Annotated in this window: 26 protein-coding genes; 18 read left to right on the top strand and 8 right to left on the bottom strand. The window is 56.4% G+C overall.

Features of this window, described 5'->3' with window-relative positions; all coding sequences use genetic code 11:
- Window position 1: 1 nt before the first annotated feature.
- The 3 genes from yaaA to AC2T28_RS03190 all read right to left on the bottom strand — a co-directional run bounded on the left by yaaA (window position 2) and on the right by AC2T28_RS03190 (window position 3,268).
- On the bottom strand, window positions 2–775 hold the full coding sequence (gene yaaA / locus AC2T28_RS03180) for a peroxide stress protein YaaA (RefSeq protein ID WP_486747493.1): 774 nt from the start codon (window positions 773–775) through the stop codon (window positions 2–4).
- A gap of 30 nt (window positions 776–805) precedes the next feature.
- On the bottom strand, window positions 806–2,863 hold the full coding sequence (recQ, locus tag AC2T28_RS03185) for a DNA helicase RecQ (protein WP_486747494.1): 2,058 nt from the start codon (window positions 2,861–2,863) through the stop codon (window positions 806–808).
- Window positions 2,864–2,980: 117 nt separating this feature from the next.
- On the bottom strand, window positions 2,981–3,268 hold the full coding sequence (locus tag AC2T28_RS03190; protein ID WP_486747495.1) for a YggT family protein: 288 nt from the start codon (window positions 3,266–3,268) through the stop codon (window positions 2,981–2,983).
- A 130-nt stretch (window positions 3,269–3,398) separates the two neighbouring features.
- Here AC2T28_RS03190 and AC2T28_RS03195 point away from each other — a divergent pair, with 130 nt between their 5' ends.
- From AC2T28_RS03195 to AC2T28_RS03215, 5 genes are all read left to right on the top strand, one after another.
- The gene (locus AC2T28_RS03195) at window positions 3,399–3,947 is read left to right on the top strand and encodes an acyl-CoA thioesterase (RefSeq protein ID WP_486747496.1); all 549 of its coding nucleotides are present in this window, start codon (window positions 3,399–3,401) and stop codon (window positions 3,945–3,947) included.
- 48 nt (window positions 3,948–3,995) lie between these two features.
- Window positions 3,996–5,360, top strand: a complete 1,365-nt coding sequence (locus AC2T28_RS03200; RefSeq protein WP_486747497.1) for an MFS transporter — start codon at window positions 3,996–3,998, stop codon at window positions 5,358–5,360.
- Window positions 5,357–6,226: a penicillin-insensitive murein endopeptidase gene (gene mepA / locus AC2T28_RS03205; protein WP_486747498.1), complete on the top strand. Its 870-nt coding sequence runs from the start codon at window positions 5,357–5,359 to the stop codon at window positions 6,224–6,226. The genes AC2T28_RS03200 and mepA overlap by 4 nt, the downstream gene beginning before the upstream one ends.
- On the top strand, window positions 6,199–7,113 hold the full coding sequence (locus AC2T28_RS03210; protein WP_486747499.1) for an esterase-like activity of phytase family protein: 915 nt from the start codon (window positions 6,199–6,201) through the stop codon (window positions 7,111–7,113). Before mepA ends, AC2T28_RS03210 begins: the two co-directional genes overlap by 28 nt.
- Window positions 7,114–7,385: 272 nt before the next feature.
- On the top strand, window positions 7,386–8,030 hold the full coding sequence (locus AC2T28_RS03215) for a queuosine precursor transporter (RefSeq protein ID WP_486747500.1): 645 nt from the start codon (window positions 7,386–7,388) through the stop codon (window positions 8,028–8,030).
- A gap of 262 nt (window positions 8,031–8,292) precedes the next feature.
- Here the strand turns inward: AC2T28_RS03215 and AC2T28_RS03220 are convergent, their stop codons facing one another.
- On the bottom strand, window positions 8,293–9,141 hold the full coding sequence (locus tag AC2T28_RS03220) for an aminoglycoside phosphotransferase family protein (protein WP_486747501.1): 849 nt from the start codon (window positions 9,139–9,141) through the stop codon (window positions 8,293–8,295).
- 153 nt (window positions 9,142–9,294) lie between these two features.
- Between AC2T28_RS03220 and arfB the strand changes: the two genes are divergently transcribed.
- The 7 genes from arfB to AC2T28_RS03255 all read left to right on the top strand — a co-directional run bounded on the left by arfB (window position 9,295) and on the right by AC2T28_RS03255 (window position 14,533).
- Entirely contained in the window at window positions 9,295–9,714 is a 420-nt protein-coding gene (gene arfB, locus AC2T28_RS03225; RefSeq protein ID WP_486747502.1) for an alternative ribosome rescue aminoacyl-tRNA hydrolase ArfB, read from the top strand.
- Window positions 9,715–9,776: 62 nt separating this feature from the next.
- Window positions 9,777–10,523 (top strand): SDR family oxidoreductase, encoded by a 747-nt coding sequence (locus AC2T28_RS03230; protein ID WP_486747503.1) that lies wholly within the window; start codon window positions 9,777–9,779, stop codon window positions 10,521–10,523.
- On the top strand, window positions 10,520–10,879 hold the full coding sequence (locus AC2T28_RS03235) for a cupin domain-containing protein (RefSeq protein ID WP_486747504.1): 360 nt from the start codon (window positions 10,520–10,522) through the stop codon (window positions 10,877–10,879). The genes AC2T28_RS03230 and AC2T28_RS03235 overlap by 4 nt, the downstream gene beginning before the upstream one ends.
- Window positions 10,880–10,882: 3 nt before the next feature.
- Entirely contained in the window at window positions 10,883–11,908 is a 1,026-nt protein-coding gene (locus tag AC2T28_RS03240; protein ID WP_486747505.1) for a P1 family peptidase, read from the top strand.
- A gap of 113 nt (window positions 11,909–12,021) precedes the next feature.
- On the top strand, window positions 12,022–12,507 hold the full coding sequence (locus tag AC2T28_RS03245) for a c-type cytochrome (RefSeq protein WP_486747506.1): 486 nt from the start codon (window positions 12,022–12,024) through the stop codon (window positions 12,505–12,507).
- A 145-nt stretch (window positions 12,508–12,652) separates the two neighbouring features.
- Window positions 12,653–13,195 (top strand): isopentenyl-diphosphate Delta-isomerase, encoded by a 543-nt coding sequence (locus tag AC2T28_RS03250; RefSeq protein ID WP_486747507.1) that lies wholly within the window; start codon window positions 12,653–12,655, stop codon window positions 13,193–13,195.
- An 84-nt stretch (window positions 13,196–13,279) separates the two neighbouring features.
- A complete protein-coding gene (locus tag AC2T28_RS03255; protein ID WP_486747508.1) occupies window positions 13,280–14,533 on the top strand; it encodes a flavin-dependent oxidoreductase in 1,254 nt (417 codons plus the stop codon).
- Window positions 14,534–14,633: 100 nt separating this feature from the next.
- Here the strand turns inward: AC2T28_RS03255 and glpK are convergent, their stop codons facing one another.
- The 3 genes from glpK to panB all read right to left on the bottom strand — a co-directional run bounded on the left by glpK (window position 14,634) and on the right by panB (window position 17,878).
- Window positions 14,634–16,118, bottom strand: a complete 1,485-nt coding sequence (gene glpK, locus AC2T28_RS03260; protein WP_486747509.1) for a glycerol kinase GlpK — start codon at window positions 16,116–16,118, stop codon at window positions 14,634–14,636.
- A gap of 66 nt (window positions 16,119–16,184) precedes the next feature.
- A complete protein-coding gene (gene panC / locus AC2T28_RS03265; protein WP_486747510.1) occupies window positions 16,185–17,042 on the bottom strand; it encodes a pantoate--beta-alanine ligase in 858 nt (285 codons plus the stop codon).
- Complete coding sequence (gene panB, locus AC2T28_RS03270; RefSeq protein ID WP_486747511.1) at window positions 17,039–17,878, bottom strand: 3-methyl-2-oxobutanoate hydroxymethyltransferase; 840 nt, start codon at window positions 17,876–17,878, stop codon at window positions 17,039–17,041. Before panB ends, panC begins: the two co-directional genes overlap by 4 nt.
- Before the next feature lie 165 nt (window positions 17,879–18,043).
- On the opposite strand from panB, the gene AC2T28_RS03275 reads away from it, so the two are divergent.
- From AC2T28_RS03275 to AC2T28_RS03300, 6 genes are all read left to right on the top strand, one after another.
- Window positions 18,044–19,522, top strand: a complete 1,479-nt coding sequence (locus tag AC2T28_RS03275; RefSeq protein ID WP_486747512.1) for an ABC transporter substrate-binding protein — start codon at window positions 18,044–18,046, stop codon at window positions 19,520–19,522.
- A gap of 172 nt (window positions 19,523–19,694) precedes the next feature.
- Window positions 19,695–20,642: an ABC transporter permease gene (locus AC2T28_RS03280; protein ID WP_486747513.1), complete on the top strand. Its 948-nt coding sequence runs from the start codon at window positions 19,695–19,697 to the stop codon at window positions 20,640–20,642.
- Window positions 20,639–21,454: an ABC transporter permease gene (locus AC2T28_RS03285; protein WP_486747514.1), complete on the top strand. Its 816-nt coding sequence runs from the start codon at window positions 20,639–20,641 to the stop codon at window positions 21,452–21,454. Before AC2T28_RS03280 ends, AC2T28_RS03285 begins: the two co-directional genes overlap by 4 nt.
- Complete coding sequence (locus tag AC2T28_RS03290) at window positions 21,451–23,049, top strand: ABC transporter ATP-binding protein (RefSeq protein ID WP_486747515.1); 1,599 nt, start codon at window positions 21,451–21,453, stop codon at window positions 23,047–23,049. Before AC2T28_RS03285 ends, AC2T28_RS03290 begins: the two co-directional genes overlap by 4 nt.
- Window positions 23,046–23,519: a GNAT family N-acetyltransferase gene (locus tag AC2T28_RS03295; RefSeq protein WP_486747516.1), complete on the top strand. Its 474-nt coding sequence runs from the start codon at window positions 23,046–23,048 to the stop codon at window positions 23,517–23,519. Before AC2T28_RS03290 ends, AC2T28_RS03295 begins: the two co-directional genes overlap by 4 nt.
- Complete coding sequence (locus tag AC2T28_RS03300) at window positions 23,512–24,969, top strand: aldehyde dehydrogenase family protein (RefSeq protein ID WP_486747517.1); 1,458 nt, start codon at window positions 23,512–23,514, stop codon at window positions 24,967–24,969. The genes AC2T28_RS03295 and AC2T28_RS03300 overlap by 8 nt, the downstream gene beginning before the upstream one ends.
- 71 nt (window positions 24,970–25,040) lie before the next feature.
- On the opposite strand, the gene pncB is transcribed toward AC2T28_RS03300, so the two are convergent.
- Window positions 25,041–26,330 carry a nicotinate phosphoribosyltransferase gene (gene pncB / locus AC2T28_RS03305; RefSeq protein ID WP_486747518.1) on the bottom strand — a complete coding sequence of 430 codons (1,290 nt, stop codon included), beginning with the start codon at window positions 26,328–26,330 and terminating at the stop codon, window positions 25,041–25,043.
- Window positions 26,331–26,382: the final 52 nt, after the last annotated feature.

Here is a 26,382-nt window from a genome sequence, read left to right on the forward strand (position 1 = left end):
TTTATTTGCTCACGTATGGGCGCACAAACACCGGTTTTTCAGGTGTGGAAAGATCCGCCCGATAGGCGTACCCACCACTTTCAAAATCCAGCAGACTTTTAGGATCAACCAGCCGGTTCTGAATGATATAGCGCGCCATGGCGCCCCGGGCACGTTTGGCAAAGAAACTGACAACCTTGGGTGTGCCGTTCTTATCTTCCATGAATGCAGGCGTTATCAGGTCCAGCTTCAGCGCCTTGGGTGCTACCGCACCAAAATACTCCTGACTGGCACAGTTCACCAGAACCTGAGTACCGGTCGCTTCGCCTTGCGCATTCAACGACTTACTCAGCTGGTCACGCCAATAGTCATACAGGTTTTTGCCACGACGGGTTTTCAGCCGACTGCCCATTTCCAACCGATAGGCCTGAATGGCATCCAGAGGCCGCAAAACCCCATACAGGCCCGACAAGATGCGCAGATGGTCCTGTGCCCAGGCCATTTCCTCTTGGTCTAACGATCCCGCCTCAAGCCCCAGATAGGTGTCGCCAGCAAAAGCCAGTGCAGCAGGGCGCGTGACATCTGCGGCAGGGTCATCAGCAAAGGCCCGGAACCGGTCACGGTTCAGCTTGGCCAGATCATCGCTCAGGGACATCAGTTTTTTCAGCTCACCCAGCGTCAGATTGCGCGCTGTTTTGGCCAAACGAATGGCATCGTCCTGAAAATCTGGCTGCGTTACTGCTACATCACGCTCTGTCCAGTCCAGCCGTTTGGCCGGTGAGATGGCTACAAGCATCCCTGCCCCCTTGTTCAACTTCGGTCTTGTCTAACCCTGTGCACGCAGGACGTCCAGAAACGCTGATGCAAATCGTTCAGCGCGGCGGTCACCCAGCAATCGGTCCATCCCCGTCGCATCATCCGAGCGCATCTGTGCAACCTTGGCCAGCAGGCTGGCGGAGCAACTCAGCGGTTTTTGAGTACCATCGTCGCCCCGCACCAATTGCCCCTGCACTTCCAAAAGCGCGTCATAAACAGACCCAGCCGAACGACCTGCTAGTTTACGGCGGGCCGGGTGGGTTTCTTCAACAGCCCCGTTGATGACCTCAAGAAAGGTATCGCCATAGCGTTCCAGCTTCTTGGCCCCGACCCCGCCCACATGGGCCATCCCATCCAGATCAGTGGGGCGTGTTTCAGCCATTTCAATCAAGGTACGGTCCGGAAAAATCACATAGGCCGGAACTTTCTGCGCCTCGGCCAGCGCCCGGCGTTTGGCTTTCAAAGCCGACAACAGGGGCGCATCCTCTTCAGACACCAGTGCTTTGACCGCCGGACGACGATTAGCTTTCTTGATGGAATCCTTGCGCAGCTCAATCTCGGCCTTGCCCTTAAGCACCGGCAATGCTGCCTCGGTCATCTTTAGGGCGCCAAGGCGTTCGGGATCGGGTCGCACCAAATCATGCCCCATCATTTGCCGAAACACCGCCTGCCATTGCCGTTTGTCGTATTCGCCGCCACATCCGTAGACCGAGAGCTGATCATGGCGTCGGGCGCGGATTTTATCGGTGTCATTACCAACAAGGATATCGATCAAATGGCCCGAACCGAACCACTCTTCGGTGCGTAAAATAGCCGACAGCGCCTTGCGCACTGCAGTGGTGCCATCAAACACTTCGGCAGGCGTATCACACAGGTCGCAGTGACCGCAGGGTTCTGCCTCTTCGCCAAAATATCCCAGCAAGTTTTTGCGGCGGCAATACAGCGCCTCGGCAAGTCCCAGCAGGGAATTTAGCCGAGCGTGATCAGCGGCGCGACGCTCTGGTGGAGCAAGTCCCTCGTCAATCTGACTACGCCGCAATCGGATATCATCGGACCCAAACAGGGTCATGGTTTCTGCTGGCGCCCCATCGCGACCAGCGCGGCCAATTTCCTGGTAATAGGATTCAATACTTTTGGGCAGATCGGCATGGGCCACCCAGCGGATATCCGGCTTATCAATGCCCATGCCAAAGGCCACGGTGGCGACCACAATCAACCCATCCTCGCGGGCAAACCGGGTCTCAACACTCCGCCGGTCCTCGGCCTCCATACCGCCGTGGTAATGACAGGCCACATGGCCCTCATCCCGCAGGGCTTTGGCCAAGGCCTCGGTCTTGGCACGAGTGCCGCAATAGACAATGCCCGACTGCCCCTTGCGCGCTGCTGCAAAGCTGAGGATCTGCTGCCGCGGACTGTTCTTGGCAGCAAAGGCAAGGTGGATATTGGGGCGATCAAATCCCCGCAGAAAGGCACGCGGGGGGTGACCATCAAACAGTTTTTGGACAATCTCATCGCGGGTTTCTGCATCTGCTGTGGCGGTAAAGGCCGCCAACGGCACGTCCAGCGCTTGCCGTAACTCGCCAATACGCAGGTAATCTGGTCGGAAATCATGACCCCACTGACTAACACAATGCGCCTCGTCCACCGCGATCATGCTAACGCCAATGCGCCGCAACATACCCATCGCCGCGCCCGAGGCCAAACGCTCTGGCGCCATATAAAGCAGCTTCAGCCGTCCAGCTTCTAACGCTTCCCAAACAGCATCGGTTTCTTCTTGGGTATTGCCGGATGTCAGCGCCCCAGCTGCAACGCCCGCCTCTTGCAACCCGCGCACTTGATCCCGCATCAACGCAATCAAAGGCGAGATCACCACCGTCACCCCTTCGCGGATCAAAGCCGGCAATTGAAAGCACAGGGATTTACCGCCGCCAGTTGGCATTATCGCCAATACGTTCTCACCTGCGGTTACAGCGTCGACGATCTCTTCCTGCCCGGGGCGGAAAGCATCAAAGCCAAAAACATCGCGTAAAAGCGGGGAGGCGCCCGACAGGGCCGTGCTATCTGTCATGGGGGCGGAGGGCCTCGTCGTGAGTGTGCTGCTGCTCGTTTGGGCCGCACAATCTCACACCAAGATTCAAGGAGCAAGTGGTTGCCCGGCAGTGCAGCCGGGCAAGGCTCATCAGTCTTACATAAAGCCGAACATTGTTGGCAGAATGTATGCGCGCAGCGAGATGACAATCAAAATTGCAACCAGCGGTGCCAGATCCAACGGTTGTGTGTTGGGCAGGATATTCCGCAGCGGCTGATAAATTGGCTCTAACAGCCGGTTCAAACCATCCCAGATCTGCCCTACAACCTGTTGGTGCAGATTCAACACCTGGAAATTGATCAGCCAGCTCATGATGATATGTGCGATCATCACAAAGTATACCACACCCAGGATCAGATCCAGCGGTCCATAGATTGCCATCATTTGCACAATTCCTTTTCAGTTTGGCACACAGGTAAGCAGCCTCACCGCAAATCGCAAGCCTTCCGCAAGGTTGTGGTTGACGCCGCCTTTGCATGGGTCATGACAGGCACAGATTACAAAGGTCTTACCCATGTTCCCAATTGTTCGCCTGATCAAAGATCTGTTCCTTGCGCGCCGCATGCCGCCGCTGGGCCTGACTGATACCCATGTGTCGCATCACATCTGCTGGCCCTGGGATCTGGATATCTGGCTGGAGCTCAACAATGGCCGCGCCATGACACTGTATGATCTGGGCCGCACCATGAATGCACAACGAGTTGGGTTGATCGCTGCGATATCAAAACATCGTTGGGGGATGACCATGGCAGGCAGCACCGTTCGCTTTCGCCGCCGCATCCGCGGGTTTGAACGCTTTGAAATGCGCAGCCGGGCGGTGACCTGGGATGACAAATTCATCTACTTGGAACAGTCCATGTGGAAGAAAAATGGCGAATGCGCCAGCCATGTGATGTTTCGCTCTGCCGTGACCGGAAAGGGTGGCATCATCCCACCAGAACAAGTTCTGGCTGCAATGGGGCATACCGACACAACGCCACCACCAATGCCCGATTGGATCAAAGCTTGGTGCCAAGCAGACGCCACCCGCCCCTGGCCACCGATGCAAGATGAGCTTGCCTAAGTACAACCACCCCTGTCATACAACCTAAAAGACTTTTGGGGGATGAATATGCAGGCAGTTTCAAAGCGTAAGCGCATTTGGGGTTGGTATTTTTTCGATTGGGCGAGCCAACCTTACCACACATTGTTGGTCACCTTTGTCTTTGGCCCATTCTTTGCCGCCGTCGCTGCTGACTTCTTTATGGGCCAAGGGCTTGAAGACGAGGCGGCCAAGGCGCAGGCGCAAAGCATCTGGTCGCTGTGCCTGACCGTAACCGGATTGATCATCGGCTTTGGCGGCCCATTCCTAGGTGCTCTGGCGGATATTTCTGGCCGTCGCATACCTTGGATTGCGGCCTTTTCAGTCATGTATCTGGTCGGGGCATGGGGCCTGTGGTTCATGGATCCCGAAGGATCAAACCTGTGGTGGATGCTGATCAGTTTTGGCATCGGCTTTATCGGTGCCGAATTTGCACTCATTTTTGTAAATTCGCAGCTGCCTTCTCTATGTGACAAGGACGATGTCGGCAAAATCTCAGGGTCAGGGTTTGCCTTTGGCTACCTGGGCGGCGTCATCGCGCTATTCATCCTGCTGCTGCTGTTTGTTGAACAAGGCAACGGCAAAACTCTGGCTGGCCTAAGCCCAGCTTTTGGCCTGAACGCCGATGCCAAGGAAGGCACCCGCGCAGTTGGTCCAATCACCGCAATCTGGTTCGCTGTCTTCATGATCCCCTATTTCCTGTGGGTCAGGGATGGCAAAAGCACAGGCCAACGAGGCAGCTTTGGCGATGCAATTCGACTTGTGGTGCGATCCATTGCCAACCTGCGTAACCGGCTTAGCCTTGCCAGCTATCTCGGCTCGTCCATGCTGTACCGCGATGCACTAAATGGCCTCTATGGTTTTGGTGGAGTCTATGCCCGATTGGTACTGGGCTGGGAAATTACCTCAATTGGCATTTTTGGCATCGTTGCTGCAATTTCGTCTGCCATTTTTTGTTGGATCGGAGGTCGTGCTGACCGTCGGTTTGGACCCAAACCTGTTATCATCGCTTCCATCATTGTTCTGACACTGGTCTGCATCACCGTTGTTGGCATGTCACGCGAACAACTGTTTGGCATCCCGCTCGCCGAAGGTTCCACACTGCCTGACACGATATTCTTTGGCTGCGGTGTACTGATCGGCGGCTTCGGCGGAATCTTGCAGGCCACCAGCCGCAGCCTGATGGTGCGCCATACCAACCCAGAATACCCAACCGAGAGCTTTGGCTTGTACGGTTTATCGGGTCGCGCCACCGCCTTTCTGGCGCCAATGCTGATTGGGGTTGCCACCACTGTCACCGGCAGCGCACGCTTGGGCATATCGCCAGTGGTCGTCCTGTTTATACTGGGGCTGATTCTACTGATATGGGTCCGAGCCGAAGGAGATCAGGAGTGAAGCACCTACTTGCCAGTTTGTTTTTAGTTTTGAGTTTGACCAGTACGGCAAGCGCGGAAACCGCGGCCAAACAATTGTTCGGGGCCAAACCAACCGGCTCCAAACAAAAACCCGCCCCCTTTGGATCTTATGCCAAGGGATGTGTGGCTGGTGCGGTCCAGCTACCAGAAACCGGGCCAACCTGGCAGGCCATGCGCCTGTCTCGCAACCGGAACTGGGGCCACCCGGAAACCGTTGATTTCATAGAAAAGCTCAGCCGTTTTGCTGCCAGGCAACGGGGTTGGAAGGGCTTGTATATCGGTGACATCAGTCAGCCACGTGGCGGGCCGATGTTATCTGGCCACCGCAGCCATCAAGTTGGCCTGGATATTGATATCTGGATGTTACCCCCGGATCGACTCAACCTGTCAGCCAGTGCCCGCGAGAATATTTCGTCTATCTCTATGCGCCGAAACAAAGGCGCCTATGTGAACGCAAGCTGGACACCACAGCACCACGCCATCCTGCGGGCCGCTGCCAAAGACAAGCGCGTGGCCCGTATTTTTGTGTTCCCGGGTGCCAAGGTTCAGATGTGCAACGACGAAACCGGCGACCGTCGCTGGCTCCGTAAAATCCGCCCTTGGTGGGGGCATCACTATCACTTCCACGTACGCCTAAAATGTCCTAAAGGCGCGCGCGGATGCACCAACCAAGCGGAGCCACCCGCCGGGGATGGCTGCGCCGATGCACAGCAGTGGGTCAATAATATTCTAAACCCACCGCCGCCAAAACCCGTGGACCCCAACGCGCCAAAACCCAAACCTCGTCGTGATTACACACTAGCGGATCTTCCTCAGCAATGCGCCTCGGTACTTCAGTCAAACTAGCCTTCGGTCTTGTTGTTGCATCTACATTGGCGGTGGCAGCCTATGCTGCCGCCAAGCCAGCTCAAACGCAGCAAGGCACCGCAAGATACCTGGGCAGCTACACTTGGCGCATGAGCGAAGACTGGTTTGGCGGTTTTTCGGCCTTATCCATTAGCCAAGATGGTAAAGCCCTGACAGTGCTAAGTGATCGGGCAACGCTGGTCACAGCTCAAATCCAAAGATCGCAAGGCAATATCGCTGGCATCAAGGTCAAAACCACGCGCGCGTTGCGCTCCTCATCGGGCAAGTTCCTCAGAGGCCGCATTGTCGATAGCGAGGGTCTCGCCATCGCGCCGGATGGCACCATTTACATCTCTTTCGAAGGCATAGCACGCGTGGTGCGCCACAAAACCGCCAGCAGCAGCGCCCAGGTCCTCCCCCGACCAAAGGCATTTCGCAGATTACCTATCAACAAGGCCCTGGAATCGTTAGCGATTGATGACGCTGGGCACCTCTACACCCTGCCAGAGCGTGCCTTGAATAGCACCGGTGAAATCCCGGTGTGGCGCTGGGATGGAACGAATTGGGCCAATGCATTCAACCTTCCCTCACGTGATGGCTTTCTACCGGTCAGCGCCGATTTTGGCCCAGATGGGCGGCTGTATGTGCTAGAGCGTAATTATGGGTTGTTTGGCTTTAGCAGCCGGTTAAGGCGCTGGGATATCACCGCAGACGGCCCCGCAAACGAGTACACCTTGCTCAAAACCTCTCCCGGAAACCACGACAACCTCGAAGGCCTATCAATTTGGCGAGACAGCACTGGAACGCTTCGCGCTACTCTGATTTCAGATGACAATTTCTTGGCTTTGCAGCGCACGGAACTGGTTGAATACGCCCTGCCCGACTAACCCAAATCACTATATTTCAATCTCGTAGCTCTCCCGTGCCAACTGAGTGCCCTGGCTTTGCCAAGTCATCCACAGTTGACTTGGGCCCGGCGCCGCGCAAAAGCGCGGCGCCGGGCCCAACGGGAGGCAAATATCAAAGATGCTGACGACAGACGGGAGACCATCGATCTCTGGAACAGGCTTGCCAAATTCAGCAACCTCGGCTAACTGAGCCAGCCGTCTGCCAATCGGGCAGGCCAAGTCGCCGCTACCTTGTAAAAACGGGCTCAAAAATGAAACGTGCATATCTCCCCGGCATTCTTGCCATGGCTACCATTGTGGTGGCTTCAAACATTCTGGTTCAGTTCCTGGTCCTCGACGGCCTCCTCACTTGGGGCGCCTTTACCTATCCTCTTGCATTTCTTGTCACCGACATCATGAACCGCGTCTATGGAACCCAAGCGGCTCGCAAGGTCGTATTTGCTGGTTTTGTAACCGGTGTTTTCTGTTCGTTGGTTGGCAGTCAGATCATGCTGCAGGGCGATGGCTATACCTATGCCGCCGTTCCACTGCGCATCGCAGTTGCCTCGGGCACAGCCTTCCTGCTGGCCCAGTTGACCGATGTCGCCGTGTTCAACCGCTTCCGCAAGGGCTCTTGGTGGCGTGCGCCACTGGCTTCAACACTTATCGGTTCCGCGCTTGATACAGCCCTGTTCTTTACCATCGCATTTTCTGCCAGTGTGACGTTCTTCGGCCCCGACGCCGACGCTGCGATCAACTGGGCCTGGGAAGGTATGCCGTTCATGAACAGCGGTCCAATCGCACCTTTGTGGGTCACTTTGGGCTTTGCCGACTGGTTGGTGAAACTCAGCCTGGCGCTGATTGCTCTGGTACCGTTCCGCATCATCGTGGGGAAGCTGACACCCAGCACCACATGATTTTGTTTTGACATCTCCGTTTTTTGTGGCAGGCTCAGGCCATGCGTAACAACAGAAAGGAGGTGCTCTAATGTCTATTGGGAAATTGGGGTGTAGTGTCGGAACAGTTCTGGAGACAGCTTGCTAGGGCAGCCCTTGGCAAATTGAAAACTGGATTGGTAACCGCCTAACCGGCGCACCTCCGAAGCTCAAGAAGGGCTGTCCGTTACGCTTTCGGACAGCCCTTTTGGTTTTTAGAACCTGCTGTATGCAGTGGAGCTCGTCAGCTCTCATGCAATATTCCAAGCAGTGTCGACAGCATGCCTAGCTCAGCGTCCTGCTTCAGTTCCGGACCACTGCGCCAGGCAATTGATAGCGCGCATTTCACCGCAGCCCATTGCAGCAAACGATGACGATCCACCGAGAATGACTGCGACCAAAAATCAGCCAAATATCTGATCCTGGCTGGATCACCAACAAGAGTTGGCGCGCCCTTTGGGTTTCGCATCGCGTTGGCAAGTTCATAACACCGTTCGCCCAACACACCCTTGGCATCAAACGCACAGTACCCCCTTGTGCCCAGCATGACGTTGTCATGATGCAAATCCCCGTGCAAAGGGCGGATATCCTGTTGTGAGGCAAGAAGCTGTTTGGCTTTCCCCTGACACCAGCGCAGGTTCTGTTGATCGCAGTCGGCAAGGCCCGCCGAAAGTTTCAATTCAAACAATCCCTCAAACCACTGTTCCAAAACAGGCAGATCTTTGAGGCGCAAACTGCTGGTTTCTGCATGTATCCTGTTGGCTACTTTAACCAGCTCCTGGCTCGCCAGCTGATCCTGTCCGCCTCTTGTCAAATCCCCCAGTGCTCCACCATCCAACCACTCAATAAGCGCCGCGTTGGTGCTGGTTTGATAGATCTCAACCGCAGCGCACCCATTCATCGCCGCAAGAAACTCAAATCCCGGCCGCTCGTTGCCCATTGTTGGTTTTTTGTAGATCTTCAACACCGCCAAGCCGCCACAGCGGCGGCGCACCTTCCAGATTGTTGCGATTGCTGTTTCGGCAACAAGAACGGGGTCTGCAACCTGAAACTCGTCCAACACTTTTGGAGACACTGAGAATACTGTGTTCATCAATAACCCTAGCCAGGTCTAAGTTCGTATAATAATACTGCTTTTCAAATTTCTTATCTGCGCCTGCGTATAGCATAATCAGCGACGGGATCATAATTAGATAGAATACCTCTGTGCGACTTGACTGCGCAATAATCCAAAGGACACCTACAGATGCTGCGCATCAATGATCAAATCAGCCTCCAAGACTGGGAGATGTCAGAACAATTTGTTCGCGCATCCGGCCCCGGTGGGCAGAACGTCAACAAAGTTTCGACCGCAGTTGAACTACGCTTTGAGGCGGACCGTAGCCCAGCGCTGACCGGACCCGTTAAAAACCGCCTCAGGCGATTGGCGGGGCGTCGGTGGACCAAGGAAGGTGCCATTGTCATGTATTGCGACGAAACCCGCTCGCAACAACGCAATCGGGATCTGGTACGTGAGCGCCTGGCAGAGCTGATCCGCAAAGCGCTTGTCGCCCCAAAACGCCGTATCGCCACCAAGCCCACCCGTGGATCAGTCCAGCGTCGCATCACCGCTAAGAAACAGCGCAGCGAGATAAAAGCGACGCGGGGTAAAATCAGCGACGACTGAACCGCCGATTGCACCCAGCCGCAACACTGCTACCTTGCCGCTAAGTAAACGGGGAGAAGACCATGCGGCTAACAGGAAAGACAGCAATTGTAACAGGCGGAGCATCCGGGTTTGGGGCTGGAATTGTTCAGAAATTTCTGACCGAAGGCGCCCGCGTCATGATTGCAGACATCAACGGCGACGCCGCAGATATGCTGGCCGCCGAATGTGGTGAGGCTGCATTTGCACAGACTGTCGACGTAGGAAGCGCGCCATCAGTTGATCAGATGGCGCAGGCCGCTATCGACCTGTTTGGCCAGGTTGATATCCTCGTCAACAACGCCGGTGTTACCCACCTGCCAACCCCATTGGATGAGGTCAGCGAAGAAGATTTTGATCGCGTTTTCAACGTGAATATGAAATCGGTCTATCTCACTGCCCGCTCTTTGGTTCCTCACATGAAAGAACGTCGATCTGGAGCGATTCTGAATGTGGCGTCCACCGCTGGCATCTCACCTAGGCCAAACCTCAACTGGTACAACGCCTCCAAGGGCTGGATGATCACCGCCACCAAGACCATGGCGGTTGAATTGGCTCCGCAAGGCATTCGCGTAAACGCGATCAATCCTGTCGCTGGTGAAACCCCGTTGCTCAAATCCTTTATGGGTGAGGACACCCCGGAAATCCGGGCCAAGTTCCTGTCCACTATCCCAATCGGACGCTTCTCCACTCCCGAAGACATGGGAAATGCAGCCTGTTTTTTATGTTCGGATGAAGCCAGCATGGTCACAGGTGTTGCGATGGAAGTCGACGGAGGCCGTTGCATATGAGCCGGGTGAACCTTGCCGACAAACTGGCGCTTTTTAGCTCCCACTGGGACCCAAAAGTTGTGGCCGATTACAACAACAATGACGTTATGGTGGTTAAGTTCCAAGGCGAGTATCCCTTTCATTTCCACGCCGACACCGACGATTTCTTTCTCGTTCTCGAAGGTGAAATGGTGATGGACATAGAGGGCAAGGAAGCTGAAACCGTGCGCGCAGGCGAGCTTTTTATCGTGCCCAAGGGCGTTACCCATCGCCCACGTGCCGAGAACGAATGCAAAGTCCTGCTGATAGAACCAAAGGGCAAACCCAATTCAGGGTCGGGAGATCCAGCGACTGCTGCTCCTAAACCAAGGATCTAAAGCATGTTACCAGGCCCCAAGAACCTGATCACCGATATCCCCGGCCTCAAAGTTGGCAACGCACAAGACGATGCACTCAAGTCAGGTGCAACCGTGCTGACCGCTGACCGCCCCTTCACCGCGTCGGTGCATGTCATGGGCGGCGCACCTGGCACGCGTGAAACTGACTTGCTTGCAGCAGACCGGTCCGCCGGAGCGGTTGATGCGCTGGTTCTATCAGGTGGTTCTGCATATGGGCTTGATGCCTGTTCTGGCGTGGTCGATGGACTGCGGGCGCGCGGTCGCGGTTTCCAGTTGGGGTCAGCCATCATCCCCTTGGTACCCGGTGCAATTCTGTTTGACCTGCTAAATGGTGGCAACAAGGACTGGCATGAAAATCCCTATCGCGCCCTTGGCCGCGCGGCACTTGAAAAAGCCAGTGAAGACTTTGACATCGGCAGCTTTGGCGCAGGCAAAGGCGCGTTAACGGCAATGCTGAAAGGTGGGCTTGGCTCTTCCTCGCTGGTGCTAGACGATGGAACCACCGTCGGGGCCTTGGTCGCGGTCAACCCGTTGGGAAGTGTCACCACACCAGGGGATCGCCATTTTTGGGCAGCCCCATTTGAAATTGACGGTGAATTTGGCGGGTTGGGGCCAGATCCCGCCGCAGGTTTGATTGACCGCCAAGACAGCCGCAAGAAAAAGCGGATGCTGGAACAAGCCGGAAACCTGCCTGTGCCGGATGAACGTGGGAACACCACAATTGCAATTGTTGCAACCAACGCTCCCCTGACCAAGGCACAATGCCAACGGCTGGCAACGGCCGCGCATGACGGCATTGCTCGCGCCGCTGTGCCTGCGCATACCCCTTGGGATGGCGATTTGGTTTTTGCTCTCAGCACAGCCGACGCTGCATTGCAAAATATTGAACCGGATCAGGGCCTAATCGGTCACGCTGCGGCTGTATGCCTCAGTCGTGCTATGGCTCGAGCAGTTTATCATGCAACCCCAGAACCGAATGATTTGATGCCCTGCTGGAAAAGTCCCTGATTTGGCCAACTACGCGATTTTTAGCTGATATAGATCAAACTCGCGCTCCATCAGTTGACTATTGTCCCGCCAGGGCTCGTATTTTCATTAGCCACCAAAACTGGAGCAAACATATGAAACAACTCATCGCAGCTGCGTTTGTCAGCCTTCTGGCCGTTCCCGCATTTGCCGAAGGCGATGTCGCCGCAGGTGAAAAGGCGTTCAAAAAATGCAAAGCCTGCCACAGCGTGGTTGACGCTGCGGGTGAAGTCATTGTCAAAGGCGGTAAAACCGGCCCGAACCTTTGGGGCATTCCTGGCCGCATTGCAGGTACCGCCGAAGGCTTCAAATACGGCAAAGATCTGGTCTCTGCTGGTGAAGGTGGGCTGGTCTGGAACGAAGAATCGTTCACAGCATTTGTAACCGATCCCAAATCATATCTGCGTGAAGTCTCAGGGAACGGCAAAGCCAAATCCAAAATGTCGTTCAAGCTGAAAAAGGGTGGCGAAGACATCTATGCCTTCCTGGCCAGCGTCAGCCCTGCTCCTGTAGCAGAACCCGATGCTGAATCCGGAGCGGCCCCAGAGGCAGATGCCACAGAAGAACCAGCAACCAACTAAGCGTTGTTTCTTAGATCAATCCCTAAGGCCGCGACGACACGCCGCGGCCTTAGATGTGATTGCATTCCGGAACTTCTGATATTAGCGATGCATCCGGCAAAGCTTCCAGTTATCGCTGCCAACACGTAGTTATCGCGGATCCCGAATGAGCAATTTGATCCCAGCCTGGGTGAACGGCACTCTGACACCAACAGACAAACTTCTTGCCCACGAAAAAGGGCTAAAGCACAAAGCTGTCTCGGTCTTTGTTGTTAAAGGTCTTGAGATCCTTCTACAGCGCCGTGCGATGGGCAAATACCACACACCGGGTTTATGGGCGAACACCTGCTGCACCCATCCCATGTGGGAAGAGCAATCCGCGACCTGCGCGGTACGCCGCCTAGAGGAAGAGCTGGGTATCACCGGACTATACCCCGAGTTCCGCCACCATCTGGAATATCGTGCCGATGTCGGCAATAATTTGATCGAGCACGAGGTTGTCGATGTGTTTTTGGCACATGTACACCGGTCGCTGGAGCTGGATGTAAACCCCGATGAGGTGATGGAAACCCGCTGGGTGGACTATCACGACCTGATCGCCGAAGTGGCCCGCTACCCCGACCGCTTCACACCCTGGCTCAAAATATATCTGCAAGATCACGCTGATATCATTTTTGGCCCAGACCTGATTATCGCCTCTAAGACCTAAGCCCTACCGCTCAGTATTTATGCGTTCTTGCTCAACGCCCCTCCCAAGTGCATCCTAAGTGCCAAATTTTGGGAGGTATACTTTATGACTGTTCTTATCGCAGGTGGTGGCATTGCCGGGCTAACCCTTGGTCTCACCCTTCACCAAATCGGTGTACCTTTTCACATTTATGAATCTACATCCGAAATCAAACCAATGGGTGTCGGCATCAACCTGCAGCCCAATGCCGTACGTGAGTTGTTAGACCTTGATCTAGGCGATGAGTTGGATGCTATCGGCGTCAAAACGCAGCAATACGGCTTCTATTCCAAGCTTGGGAAAACCATCTGGGAAGAACCTCGCGGCACTTGGGCAGGCTATTCATGGCCCCAGTATTCAGTGCACCGGGGTGAGCTGCAGATGATGCTCTATCGCGTTTTACTGGACCGTGCTGGACCAGATTGCATCACGACAGGTGCCCGTGCCAGCGGCTTTAAAAACACAGACAGCGGCGCAACCCTGTTGCTGGCCGATGGCCGCCATATCGACGGAGACCTGGTGATTGCTGCCGATGGTATTCACTCGGCTTTGCGCGCACAGATCGCACCAGAAGAAGGGGCTCCGGTTTGGAATGGTCGAATTCTGTGGCGTGCAACAACCCGAACCAAGGCAATGCTGGGTGGCGCAGCCATGGTCATGATCGGACACGACCAAGTGCGCCTCGTCGCCTATCCAATCTCCAAACCGGATGAAAACGGCATCGCAACCCTCAACTGGATTGCCGAGAAAAGCTTCGACCCCTCGTCCCCGTGGAAGAAAGAAGACTGGAACCGCGCCGCTGACATCAACGATTTCCTACCTGACTTTGCTGACTGGCAGTTCGACTGGATCGATGTACCCGCCCTGATCAAAGGTGCTGAAGTTGTCTATGAATATCCGATGGTTGATCGCGACCCGCTGGTTCAATGGACTTTTGGCAATATGACCTTGATGGGCGATGCGGCACATCCTACCTATCCCGTTGGCTCAAACGGTGCCGGACAGGCGATCATTGATGCCCGCATCATCGGCGCCCAAATCCTGCAACACGGCGTAACAGCCGCGGCATTACAAGCCTTCGAAGACGATGTTCGCCCGGTGGCCACCGGAGTTGGTATAGCCAACCGCTCCGGCAACGGCCCCGATGGTGTGCTGCAACAGGTCGAGGATCTGTGCGGCGGTGACTTTGACGACATCGACAGCATCATTCCAACTGCCGACCTTGCCGCACATGCGGAAAAGTACAAAGCCTTGGCAGGGTTCTCAATCGAGACCTTGAACGCCAAGCCAAGCATTATCGCCAATGGTGCGCATATCTAGCCAAAAGCGCACGCGCCGCGCGTCAGCGCGGCGCCATGCCCAAAGCCGCCAAGAGTGTTCCGGCGCAGCCGGACATCCTGCGGGTGCGGAAGCCCCCGCTTCAGACCCCAATCACCGCCTGAACAGCGCGCTTCCATCGTGCATAAGCCGCTTCGCGGGTTTCCACGTCCAATTGCGGTTTAAACTCTCGGTCCAGCGCCCAGGTTTCGGCAAATCCAGCTTGATCCGGATAGATCCCGGCCCGCATGCCCGCCAGCCAAGCCGCACCCAGCGCCGTGGTTTCTTGCATCACTGGCCGGTCAACTGCCGCCCCCAGCAGATCCGACAGGCTCTGCATGGTCCAGTCACTGGCGCTCATCCCGCCATCAACCCTTAGGGTAACATTGGTCTCACCACCCCAGTCTGCCCGCATGGCCTCCCACAGATCTCGGGTCTGGTAGCCCACACTCTGCAGTGCCGCGCGGGCCATTTCAGCTGGCCCAGAATTGCGGGTCAGACCAAAAACAGCACCTCGGCTATCCGGCTCCCAATAGGGCGCACCCAATCCAGTAAAGGCCGGCACCAGAAGCACATCCTGACCGGGATCAGCATTTGGAGCCAGCTCTCCGGTCTGCGACGCATTACTGATCATTCCCATGCCATCGCGCAGCCATTGCACCGCAGCGCCGGCGATAAAAATCGACCCTTCCAGCGCATAGGTCGGCTTACCGTCCAACTGATAGGCAATGGTGGTCAGCATCCGGTTCTTTGAGGCAACTGGCACACCACCCGTGTTCAACAGCGCAAAGCACCCGGTACCATAGGTCGATTTCATCATCCCCGGTTCAAAACAAGCCTGCCCGATGGTGGCCGCCTGCTGATCACCCGCAACACCCAGTACAGGAATTTCACCGCCCAGAATATCCGCCTGTGTGACACCAAAGTCGGCAGCGCTATCCTTGACCTCTGGCAGCATTGCCATGGGCACATTCACCAGCTCGCAGATCTCAGTACTCCACTCACCCTGACGAATGTCATACATCAAAGTCCGCGCCGCGTTGGTGGCATCGGTCACATGTGCCGCGCCACCCGTCAGCCGCCAAATTAGAAAGCTGTCGACAGTACCAAACAGCAACTCGCCCTTGGTTGCACGCTCGCGGCTCCCTGGCACCTGATCCAAAATCCAGCTCACCTTGGTGCCCGAGAAATACGGGTCCAGCAGCAGCCCGGTCTTGTGGCTGATCATCTCTTCATGCCCTGCCTCGCGCAGAGCCTCACAAATCGTGGTGGTGCGTCGATCCTGCCAAACAATAGCATTGTGGATCGGCTTGCCGGTTTCCTTGTCCCAGACCACCGTCGTTTCACGCTGGTTGGTGATGCCAATCCCAGCAATGTCTGCCGCAGTCACTCCAACCTTGGCCATCACCTGCCGACAGGTGTCGACCGTGGTGTTCCACAGATCCTCAGGATCATGTTCTACCCATCCCGCCTGTGGGAAATGCTGCTCAAACTCTTGCTGAGCGCTCCCCGCAACCTGCATCTGATCATCGAACAGGATTGCCCGGGTAGAAGTGGTGCCTTGATCGATTGCCAGAATATAGGTCATGTCCGCCCCTTATTTATGTGTCGGGGCAAACACTAGCCGCAAAAATGCTACCGCTACCAGCCCCTACTAATCATTTAGTTGATCGACGGCGATATTATCAATCAGGCGAATGCCATCCATCCATGCTGCGGCCAATAGTCGAGCTGGCTTGGTTGGACGCTCCAGTATCTGCAACTGATCCTCGCACCGCAGGTCAAAATACTCGATATCGTTAAAGCCTGCCTGCTCCAGCTTGTCGCGGGCTTCATCTGCCAATGGGGCAAAACTTTCCCCTCCCACCAGACGAGCCGCCACCTGTTGCATGATTGGGTACAGCATTGCGGCACGCTCCAATCCCTCTGGCGAAAGCCGGAGGTTACGCGACGACATCGCCAACCCTGACTGCTCACGCACGGTCTCGCAACCGATCACTTCAATCGGGATATCCAGATCCCGTGCCATACGTCTGACCACCATCAGTTGCTGAAAGTCCTTCTGCCCGAAAAACGCCTTATGCGCCCCGGTTTGCAGAAACAGCTTGGCCACTACGGTTGCTACACCATCAAAGTGCCCCGGACGAAACTCGCCCTCTAGCCCAGCCGTCACACCGCGAACCGAGACATTGGTGGCATAGCCATCGGGGTAGATCTGGTCGCCATCCGGCACATAGATCACATCAACATCATAACCCGATAGCTTCTGCGCATCGTCATGCTCGGTCCGCGGATAATTGGCCAGATCCGAGGCATTGTTGAACTGCCGTGGGTTGACAAAGATCGTCACAATTACCCGGTCACAAGCAGTACAGGCGGCCTCGACCAGTGACAAATGCCCCGCGTGCAACGCACCCATAGTTGGCACCACGGCAACGCTTTCCCCAGCCCTGATCCAATCCGCATGTTTTGCCCTCAGATCACTTAGTTGACGCAAAATTGGAGCGGTCATTTTTTGGTACTCTTGCTGGGGGCCTGATCGGCAAACACATGTTCAGCGGCCGGAAATTCCCGTGCGCGAACCTCGGCTGCATAGGCAGCAATTGCAGCCTCGGCATCATTACCCAGCTCTGCATATCGCTTCACAAATTTGGCTTTGAACGCGGTGAAAAAGCCCAGCATATCGTCCACAACCAGAACCTGCCCGTCGCACCCGGCCGAGGCCCCAATACCGATGGTCGGAATTGGAACGTCCGCCGTGATCTGATCCGCCAGTTTCTGCGGCACTTTTTCCAGCACAACGGCAAAGGCTCCAACCTCTGACACGGCTCGGGCATCCGCCAGAACTTTGTCGGCCTGATCGTCCCTGCCCTGCACCTTGTAGCCGCCCAGTGTGTTGACCGATTGCGGCGTCAGGCCAATATGGGCCATCACCGGAATGCCACGGGCTACTAAGAAGCGGATGGTCTCACCCATCTCGACCCCGCCCTCCAGCTTTACGGCACCAGCACCGGTTTCTGCCATCAGCCGTGCCGCGTTGCGAAATGCCTGCTCTGGGCTTTCCTCGTAGGAACCAAAGGGCATATCGATGACCATCATCGCGCTTTGCAGCCCGCGGGTGACGGCCTGACCATGCAGAATCATCATCTCCATCGTGACGCCCAGCGTTGACGGCAACCCGTGCAGCACCATGCCAACACTGTCACCCACCAATACAAAGTCACAATGGTCATCCATCAGCCGCGCCATCGGTGTGGTATAGGCAGTCAGGCTAACAATTGGGGTTTTACCCTTGCGGGCGCGAATATCTTCGGCGTTTTGGGCCGTCTTTTTGGCAGTAGCGCTCATGGTGGTCCTGCAATCTGTTCGCGTTGCGCACGCATAGCAATTTACGCCACGTGCTTCCAGTGCGCGAAATGACCTCATGCCCTTGATTACGTAGCGCAAAGCGGGAACACTCTTGTTAAGGTGCCTATGCTTTGGCGCGCAAACAACCAGATGGGGAGATTGATTATGTCATTCAAATCACTAGTACTTGCGGCAAGTTCCGCGCTCGCGCTGGCCGCCGGTTCGGCTTCAGCCAAAGATTCGATCACCGTAGCCATGCAACTGGAGCCCCCGCATCTGGATCCAACCAGTGCTGCAGCTGGCGCCATCGACTCTGTCCTGTATTCAAACGTATTCGAAGGTCTGACCCGTTTCATGGGTGACGGTGCCGTTGTGCCCGGTCTGGCCGCAAGCTGGGAGATCTCGGATGATGGGCTGACCTATACATTCAACCTACAATCCGGCGTCACGTTCCATGATGGCTCAACTATGGACGGAGAAGACGTAAAATTCAGCCTCAACCGCGCCCGCGCCGAAGACAGCACCAACGCGCAGAAGGCGTTGTTTGCTGGTATAACCGATGTTTCTGTGATTGATCCGCAGACCGTCAAGGTCACACTGAACGAGCCCAACGGCAACTTCCTGTTCAACTTGGCCTGGGGCGACGCAGTTATTGTTGCCCCCGAGAGCATTGATGACATCAAAACCAATCCCATCGGCACCGGTGCATTCAAGTTTGCCAACTGGGTTCAGGGTGACAAAATCGAATTGACCCGTAACGATAGTTACTGGGGCACACCCGCAGTACTAAGCAGCGCCAACTTCAAATTCATCAGCGACCCGACCGCAGCTTTCGCCGCAATTATGGCCGAAGACATTGACGCATTTATTAGCTTCCCGGCCCCAGAGAACATCCCCCAGTTCGAAGCTGATCCAAGATTCCAGGTGCTCGTGGGTTCCACCGAAGGTGAAACCATCCTGTCGACCAACAACAAGCAGCCTCCATTTGACGACGTTCGCGTGCGTAAAGCCGTGGCCCATGCCATTGACCGTCAGGCCATCGTTGATGGAGCAATGTTTGGATTTGGCACGCCCATCGGCAGTCACTTTGCCCCGCATAACCCGGCCTATGTGGATCTGACAGCCAACTCGGCCTATGATCCGGAAAAAGCCAAGGCCCTGTTGACCGAGGCAGGCATGGCCGACGGCTTTACCACCACCCTGCACCTGCCGCCCCCGTCCTACGCCCGTCGTGGTGGCGAGATCATTGCTGCGCAGCTGGCCGAAGTCGGCATCAAGGCTGAAATCATCAATGTCGAGTGGGCCCAGTGGTTGGAAACTGTGTTCCGGGGCAAGGATTTTGGCCTGACCATCGTCAGCCATACCGAGCCAATGGACATCGGCATCTATGCCCGCCCCGAGTACTATTTCCAGTATGACAACAAGGGCTTCCAAGAGCTAATGACTGGGCTGAATGCCACCACAGACCCCGGCAAACGGATCGAGCTGATGCAAGAAGCGCAGAAAATAATCGCCGACGATTACGTCAACGGCTACCTGTTCCAGCTTGCCCAACTCAGCGTCGCCAAGGCAGGTGTTCAGGGCCTTTGGACCAATGCTCCGACTCAGGCCACCGACCTGACAGCAGTCAGCTGGGCCGAATAAGCCAATTACATCCAGTCAAAGGCCCCGGAAACGGGGCCTTTTGCATTTCCAGAGCGCATTGCGCACACAAGCTTTCTGCTCGGCTAAAGACAGACAAAAATCGTTAGTATCCTTACGTTTCTTGTCGTTCCCCCACTAGACCTGCGCGAATCGCACTCCTAACGTGGCGGCAATGTTACGCTATTCACTCAAACGCCTCCTCTCTCTGATCGTCAGCCTGGGTGTTGCCTCGCTGGTGATTTTCTTTGTGATCGAGGTGGCACCAGGTGATCCGGCATCCTTTATGCTGGGCATCAACGCACAACCCGACACCGTGGCCGCTCTGCGCGCCGAGTTGGGCTTGGACCAGTCCAAATTTGCGCGGTATATCGAATGGGTTAGCGGTATGTTGCGCGGTGATTTTGGCACCTCCTACACCTATCGCACGCCAGTGGCCGAAATGATTGCCGACCGACTCTGGGTGTCGCTCCCCCTCGCGCTTTACGCTCTTACCCTCTCAACCCTGATCGCCTTTCCTGCGGGCATCTACGCCGCCGCACGTCGTGGCAAAACCGGCGACATGGCAGTAATGGGCGCCACACAGCTGGGTGTTGCGGTGCCAAACTTCTGGTTTGCCATGATGCTGGTTCTGATCTTTGCCATCAACCTGCGCTGGTTCAATGCCGGGGGGTTTGTCGGCTGGGATAGAGGATTATGGACAGGCCTGCACTCACTGACCCTGCCTGCAATCTCACTCGCCTTGCCACAAGCCGCCATTCTGGCTCGCGTCATGCGGTCGGCGTTATTGGATATTCTGGGCGAGGATTTCATGCGCACCGCCCGCGCCAAAGGGCTTAGCCGCCGCCAGGCGCTATGGCGACATGGGGTGCGAAATGCGCTGATCCCGGTGCTAACCATTATCGGGCTACAGTTCTCGTTCCTGCTGGCCGGGGCCATCATCATTGAACAGGTATTCTACCTGCCTGGCTTGGGTCGACTTGTATTCCAAGCCATATCCGCCCGTGATCTGATCGTCGTAGAATCGGTCGTGATGCTGTTGGTCTTTGCAGTGATATCGGTGAATTTCCTGGTCGATCTGGCCTATGCCGCGGTTGATCCACGACTTCGGAGCCGCACATGACCCGCAACCTGATCATAGGCGCAACCCTTTCGTCGCTGGTGCTTCTGGCGGCGCTGGTCTCGTTCGTCTGGACGCCGTTTGACCACGCGGCCATGAACATCCCCGCGAAGCTGCAAACGCCAAACCCCAGCCATTGGCTGGGAACTGACCACTTTGGCCGCGACATCTTCTCGATGATCATGGTAGGGGCGCGCACCTCAATTGCGGTGGCACTAGTGGCCGTTGGCATCGGCATCTCGATCGGCATTCCATTGGGCCTGACTGCTGCCGCCCGCAATGGCGGCTGGCTGGATGAGTTGATCATGCGTGGTAACGATCTGGTCTTTGCCTTCCCCTCGCTGGTGATCGCCATCCTGATCACCGCCATTTTTGGCGCCGGTGCCATCAATGCCATCATCGCCATCGGCATTTTCAACATCCCAGTCTTTGCCCGCATCAGCCGCGGTGCTGCCCTGTCGCTATGGCAACGAGAATTTATCATGGCCGCCCGAGTGGCAGGAAAAGGTGCGGCACGAATCTCGGCCGAACACATCCTGCCCAATATTGCCAACTTGCTGATCGTGCAGGGCACAATCCAGTTCAGCCTTGGTATCCTGGCCGAGGCCGGCCTGTCCTACGTCGGCCTAGGCGCACAACCACCCACCCCAAGCTGGGGCCGCATGCTCGCAGATGCGCAGACCATGGTCAGCTTTGCCCCGCATCTGGCGCTGATCCCCGGTACTGCGATCATCGTAACCGTTCTGGGCCTGAACCTGATGGGCGACGGTTTGCGCGACTGGCTGGACCCCAAGCTACGGGTAGCCCGCACATGAGCCTGCTGGATATTCAAAACCTGTCACTGTCCATCAAGGACACTCAGATCCTGCGCAACGTCTCGCTATCTGTTGAACCCGGGGAAATCGTCGCCGTGACCGGTGAAAGCGGATCGGGGAAATCGATGACCTCGCTCGCGGTAATGCAGTTATTGCCAGAAATGGCCCAATGCAGCGGTGTGATCTCGTTAAGCGGCACCAACTTACTAAGCCAAACCGAGGCCCAGATGTGCGCCCTGCGCGGAACCTCGATTGGGATGGTGTTTCAAGAACCAATGACCGCTCTGAACCCAGTCAAAACCATCGGTGACCAGGTGATGGAAACCATCCTGATCCACAAGGCCATGCCGCCAGCCAAAGCACGGCAACACGCCCAAGAGATGCTGGAACGTGTAGGTTTGCCTGCCGACCGCTTCCCGCTCAGTCGCTACCCACACGAGCTGTCAGGTGGTCAGCGGCAGCGGGTGGTCATCGCCATGGCCATCGCCCTTCGCCCCAAGCTGCTGATCGCGGATGAGCCCACCACGGCGCTGGACGTCACCACACAGGCGCAAATCCTGAGACTGCTAAAAGACCTGGTGCAGGACTATGGCATGGGCCTGCTGATCATCACCCATGATCTGGCGGTGGTAGCAGATCTGGCCGACAAGATCACCGTCATGCGACACGGCAAGGTTGTGGAGGCAGGCCCAACCAAGCACCTGTTGCACAACATGCAGCACCCCTATACCCGAATGCTGTTTGCCGCATCAGACCATCAGGTCGCCTTGCCTGCCGCCCTAGCGCCGACACCGCTGCTCGAAATAACAAACGCCGTGCGTGACTACCGCCTGCCTCGAACTTCGTTGTTTGGTGCACCCGGATCCTTCCGCGCCGTCAAAGGAGTCAGCTTCACTCTGAACCGAGGCGAACGTCTGGGATTGGTAGGAGAGTCTGGATGCGGAAAATCGACCCTAACAAGGGCATTATTGGGGCTAGAACCATTGCAGGGCGGCGAAATCGTTCTGGATGGTCACCCTGTGACGACACACCAGCCCAGAGAGCTGCGCCGCAAAATGCAGGTGGTGTTTCAGGATCCTTTTGGCAGCTTCAACCCCCGCCACCGGGTCGATCGCCTGATCACCGAACCCTTCCATTTGCTGGACAGCCCACCCAAGGGCAGCTCCCGCAGGGACCTGATCGCCGAAACCCTCACAGCCGTTGGCCTATCCCCCGATGACGCCCACAAGTACATCCACCAGTTTTCGGGCGGGCAACGCCAGCGCATCGCCATTGCCCGTGCCCTGATCACCCGCCCCGAACTGATCCTGTTCGACGAGGCTGTCTCGGCGCTGGATGTCTCGGTTCGTGCACAAATCCTCGATCTTCTGGCAGAGCTGTGCGAAGCCTACTCTTTGACCTACCTGTTCATCAGCCACGACCTGAACGTGGTGCGCACCATCACAGATCGGGTTTTGGTCATGAAGTCAGGTGAAATCGTCGAACAGGGTGACACAGAGAGCGTATTCTCAAACCCACAGCATCCCTATACCCGGGCGCTGCTTGCCGCTGCACCCAAACTGCCCGACCTGAACAAAGGCACCGTTATTGCATGAGCCTGTCCCTTGCTCTCATCCTTCCACGCGAACGCGCCTTTTTGGCGGCGGCGCTTGCCCCCTATTTTGGCGAGGTTGCGCCCTGGGCATCGGTCAATCCCGATGACCGCGCTGAACAGTTCCTGCACCGCAAGGATGTGACTGCCTTTTGGATCAAGAAGGATACAGCGCGCATTGGCTTTGCCATTGTCCTAAACCTGCCGGACGACCGCCGGGAACTATCCGAGTTTGCCATCTTCACCAAACACCGACGTCATGGCTTTGGCTATGAGGCCGCGCAAATCCTGCTGCAGGAATTCCCCGGCCGCTGGCGCATGGGGCTGTCCAGCTACTCTAAACAAGCCGCCGGATTCTGGGGCACCTGCCTAAGTGGCATGCCAGGCGTGCGAGAGCTGCGCGAAGGCGCGCCCTACACCGAGCACCAGCTCAAAAGCTACACATTCGAGATTACAGGACCACATGATGACTGACACAAATCCTCTCTGGTTTGATCCCTCTAGCTGCCTGATCGGTGGCCAGTGGCGTACGCCTGTTGATGGCCAGACACTGCCACTGGTGAACCCCTCGGATGGCAGCGAAATTTGCCAGATTGCCCGTGGAGAAGCTGAGGACATTGATGCCGCAGTATCAGCCGCAGAAGCCGCACTGAACAGAGATTGGGGCCGGATGACCGCCCTCGAGCGCGGCCGCATCCTGACACGTATTGGCCAACTGGTACTCGAACGGGTCGATGAACTCGCCGCTTTGGAAGCTATGGACGTTGGCAAACCCCTATCCCAGGCCCGCGCAGATGCTGTGGCGCTGGCCCGATACTGCGAGTTTTATGGCGGTGCTGCAGACAAAGTGCATGGCGCGACCATCCCCTATCTGGACGGCTACACTGTCTATACCCTGCGCGAACCACATGGGGTGACGGGTCATATCGTGCCCTGGAACTATCCGATGCAGATCATCGGTCGCTCGGTCGGCGCGGCGCTAGCCATGGGTAACGCTGCCGTGCTGAAACCGGCCGAGGAAGCCTGTCTGACCGCCCTCGCCTTTGCCCATATAGCGCAAGAAGCTGGACTGCCGGATGGTGCATTGAACGTGGTGCCAGGGTTAGGCACCGAGGCTGGCGCGGCCCTGTCGGCGCATCCGGGCATCCACCACATCTCGTTCACCGGATCAGTGGCCACCGGTGCTTTGGTCCAACAAGCCGCTGGCAAAAACGTGGTACCCGTAACGTTGGAGCTGGGTGGCAAGTCGCCGCAACTTGTGTTTGACGACGCCGACCTTGATGCGGCCCTGCCATTCCTAGTCAATGCCGGGATCCAGAACGCCGGCCAGACCTGCTCGGCCTCCTCCCGCATTCTAGTCCAGCGCGGGGTCTATGACGAAGTGGTCGCCCGCATGAGCACCGCCTATCAAGAGCTGACGGTCGGACCGGCCAGCCAAGACCTGCACCTAGGACCACTGATTTCGACCCGACAAAAAGACATCGTCGAAGGCTTCCTGAGCAAAGGATCAGACCTAACCATTGCCGCCCAAGGCACCATCGCCGAAAGCGCCCCAACGGCGGGTGCCTATGTCCGCCCTACCCTGTTTTCCGATGTACCACACGACCACTCACTGGCCCGTGACGAGATCTTTGGCCCGGTTCAGGTCATCATTCCCTTCGATACCGAAGAAGACGCCATCGAGATCGCCAACGCCACCGATTACGGTCTTGTCGCCAGTATCTGGAGCCGGGATGGCGGACGGCAAATGCGGCTGGCCAAAAAACTAAAAGTCGGTCAGGTGTTCATCAACAACTATGGTGCCGGCGGAGGGGTCGAACTCCCCTTTGGTGGGGTTGGAAAATCTGGCCATGGCCGCGAAAAAGGGTTCGAAGCGCTGTACGGATTTTCACAACTCAAAACCGTTGCGGCGCATCATGGGTAGCGACCAGACGCCCAGAAAATTCTTCGAAGAATTTTGCACCGCAAATAGCAGAGCAGAACGGATTAAGCGGGCTAAACCTCGACCTTGATTCGTTCTTGCGCACCAACGCCAAACACCCGTTTGTAGCGTTCGACCTGATCCGCGGGGCCCATGGCCTTTTCCGGGTTATCCGACAGCTTGACCGTTGGTCGCCCATTAGCTGAAACAGCCTTGCACACCAGCGAAAACGGCACCAAACCATCATTCGGGACCAGCCCGCGGAAATCATTGGTCAGCAATGTCCCCCAACCAAACGACACATTAACCCGGTCCGAGAACTTGGCGTGCAATTCTGCGATCTTTTCCACATCCAGCCCGTCCGAGAAGATCACACGCTTGGTGCTCGGGTCCTCGCCTCGCTGCTTCCACCAATTGATAGCAATCTCGGCTGCAGTTGCTGGGTCTCCACTGTCGATGCGGATGCCCGTCCAGCGGTCAAGCCACTCTGGCGCGCGATCTAGGAAACCCTTGGTCCCATAGGTATCGGGCAAAATGATCCGCAGGTTGCCTTCGTGTTCATCCCGCCAGTCCGACAAAACATCATAGGGAGCTTGGGCCAGCTCCTGGTCATTATTGGCCAGCGCGGAATAGACCATCGGCAGTTCATGCGCATTGGTGCCGATCGCCTCAAGTTCTCGGCGCATGGCTATCTTGCAGTTCGACGTACCGGTGAACTTGTCACCTAGCCCTTCGCTCATCGCCTGTACACACCAATCCTGCCACAGGAACGAATGACGACGACGAGTGCCAAAGTCAGCAATTGTCAGGCCGTCAATCTGACGCAAGCGCTCGATTTTCTCCCAAACCTTGGTCATGGCGCGGGCATACAGAACCTGTATCTCAAACCGATCCAGCTTGTTCAAAACCGCTCGGCTGCGCAGCTCCATCAGCACCGCCAGTGCCGGGATCTCCCACAACATCACTTCGGGCCAGCTGCCCTCAAATGTCAGCTCATACTGATCGCCTTTACGTTCCAAGTGATACGGCGGCAAACGGAGCCCCTCAAACCACTCCATAAAGTCAGGCCGGAACATTTGGCGTTTGCCATAAAACGTATTGCCGCGCAGCCAAGTGCTTTCGCCACGCGAGAGCGTCAATGTACGAATATGGTCCAGTTGTTCGCGCAACTCACCCTCGTCGATCAGATCGGCCAATGGCACCTTGATCGAGCGGTTGATCAGCGAAAACGTGACCTGAGTGTCCGGCTTGTTGCGAAACACCGACTGGCACATCAAAAGCTTGTAGAAATCGGTGTCGATCAACGACCGTACGATCGGATCGATTTTCCATTTATGGTTATAGACCCGGGTTGCAATATCCACCGGTGACCTCATGCGTTGGTTCACAGGTTGATAGGACACCCAAGCCTGATGG

It is taken from the genome of Parasedimentitalea nitratireducens (assembly GCF_057444295.1).

Excerpts from the sequence above, each read along its gene's own strand:
- yaaA (WP_486747493.1), bottom strand. The coding sequence starts at position 775 with ATGCTTGTAGCCATCTCACCGGCCAAACGGCTGGACTGGACAGAGCGT.
- recQ (WP_486747494.1), bottom strand. The coding sequence starts at position 2,863 with ATGACAGATAGCACGGCCCTGTCGGGCGCCTCCCCGCTTTTACGCGAT.
- AC2T28_RS03190 (WP_486747495.1), bottom strand. The coding sequence starts at position 3,268 with ATGATGGCAATCTATGGACCGCTGGATCTGATCCTGGGTGTGGTATAC.
- AC2T28_RS03195 (WP_486747496.1), top strand. The coding sequence starts at position 3,399 with ATGTTCCCAATTGTTCGCCTGATCAAAGATCTGTTCCTTGCGCGCCGC.
- AC2T28_RS03200 (WP_486747497.1), top strand. The coding sequence starts at position 3,996 with ATGCAGGCAGTTTCAAAGCGTAAGCGCATTTGGGGTTGGTATTTTTTC.
- AC2T28_RS03210 (WP_486747499.1), top strand. The coding sequence starts at position 6,199 with ATGCGCCTCGGTACTTCAGTCAAACTAGCCTTCGGTCTTGTTGTTGCA.
- AC2T28_RS03215 (WP_486747500.1), top strand. The coding sequence starts at position 7,386 with ATGAAACGTGCATATCTCCCCGGCATTCTTGCCATGGCTACCATTGTG.
- AC2T28_RS03220 (WP_486747501.1), bottom strand. The coding sequence starts at position 9,141 with ATGAACACAGTATTCTCAGTGTCTCCAAAAGTGTTGGACGAGTTTCAG.
- arfB (WP_486747502.1), top strand. The coding sequence starts at position 9,295 with ATGCTGCGCATCAATGATCAAATCAGCCTCCAAGACTGGGAGATGTCA.
- AC2T28_RS03230 (WP_486747503.1), top strand. The coding sequence starts at position 9,777 with ATGCGGCTAACAGGAAAGACAGCAATTGTAACAGGCGGAGCATCCGGG.
- AC2T28_RS03235 (WP_486747504.1), top strand. The coding sequence starts at position 10,520 with ATGAGCCGGGTGAACCTTGCCGACAAACTGGCGCTTTTTAGCTCCCAC.
- AC2T28_RS03240 (WP_486747505.1), top strand. The coding sequence starts at position 10,883 with ATGTTACCAGGCCCCAAGAACCTGATCACCGATATCCCCGGCCTCAAA.
- AC2T28_RS03245 (WP_486747506.1), top strand. The coding sequence starts at position 12,022 with ATGAAACAACTCATCGCAGCTGCGTTTGTCAGCCTTCTGGCCGTTCCC.
- AC2T28_RS03250 (WP_486747507.1), top strand. The coding sequence starts at position 12,653 with ATGAGCAATTTGATCCCAGCCTGGGTGAACGGCACTCTGACACCAACA.
- AC2T28_RS03255 (WP_486747508.1), top strand. The coding sequence starts at position 13,280 with ATGACTGTTCTTATCGCAGGTGGTGGCATTGCCGGGCTAACCCTTGGT.
- glpK (WP_486747509.1), bottom strand. The coding sequence starts at position 16,118 with ATGACCTATATTCTGGCAATCGATCAAGGCACCACTTCTACCCGGGCA.
- panC (WP_486747510.1), bottom strand. The coding sequence starts at position 17,042 with ATGACCGCTCCAATTTTGCGTCAACTAAGTGATCTGAGGGCAAAACAT.
- panB (WP_486747511.1), bottom strand. The coding sequence starts at position 17,878 with ATGAGCGCTACTGCCAAAAAGACGGCCCAAAACGCCGAAGATATTCGC.
- AC2T28_RS03275 (WP_486747512.1), top strand. The coding sequence starts at position 18,044 with ATGTCATTCAAATCACTAGTACTTGCGGCAAGTTCCGCGCTCGCGCTG.
- AC2T28_RS03280 (WP_486747513.1), top strand. The coding sequence starts at position 19,695 with ATGTTACGCTATTCACTCAAACGCCTCCTCTCTCTGATCGTCAGCCTG.
- AC2T28_RS03285 (WP_486747514.1), top strand. The coding sequence starts at position 20,639 with ATGACCCGCAACCTGATCATAGGCGCAACCCTTTCGTCGCTGGTGCTT.
- AC2T28_RS03290 (WP_486747515.1), top strand. The coding sequence starts at position 21,451 with ATGAGCCTGCTGGATATTCAAAACCTGTCACTGTCCATCAAGGACACT.
- AC2T28_RS03295 (WP_486747516.1), top strand. The coding sequence starts at position 23,046 with ATGAGCCTGTCCCTTGCTCTCATCCTTCCACGCGAACGCGCCTTTTTG.
- AC2T28_RS03300 (WP_486747517.1), top strand. The coding sequence starts at position 23,512 with ATGACTGACACAAATCCTCTCTGGTTTGATCCCTCTAGCTGCCTGATC.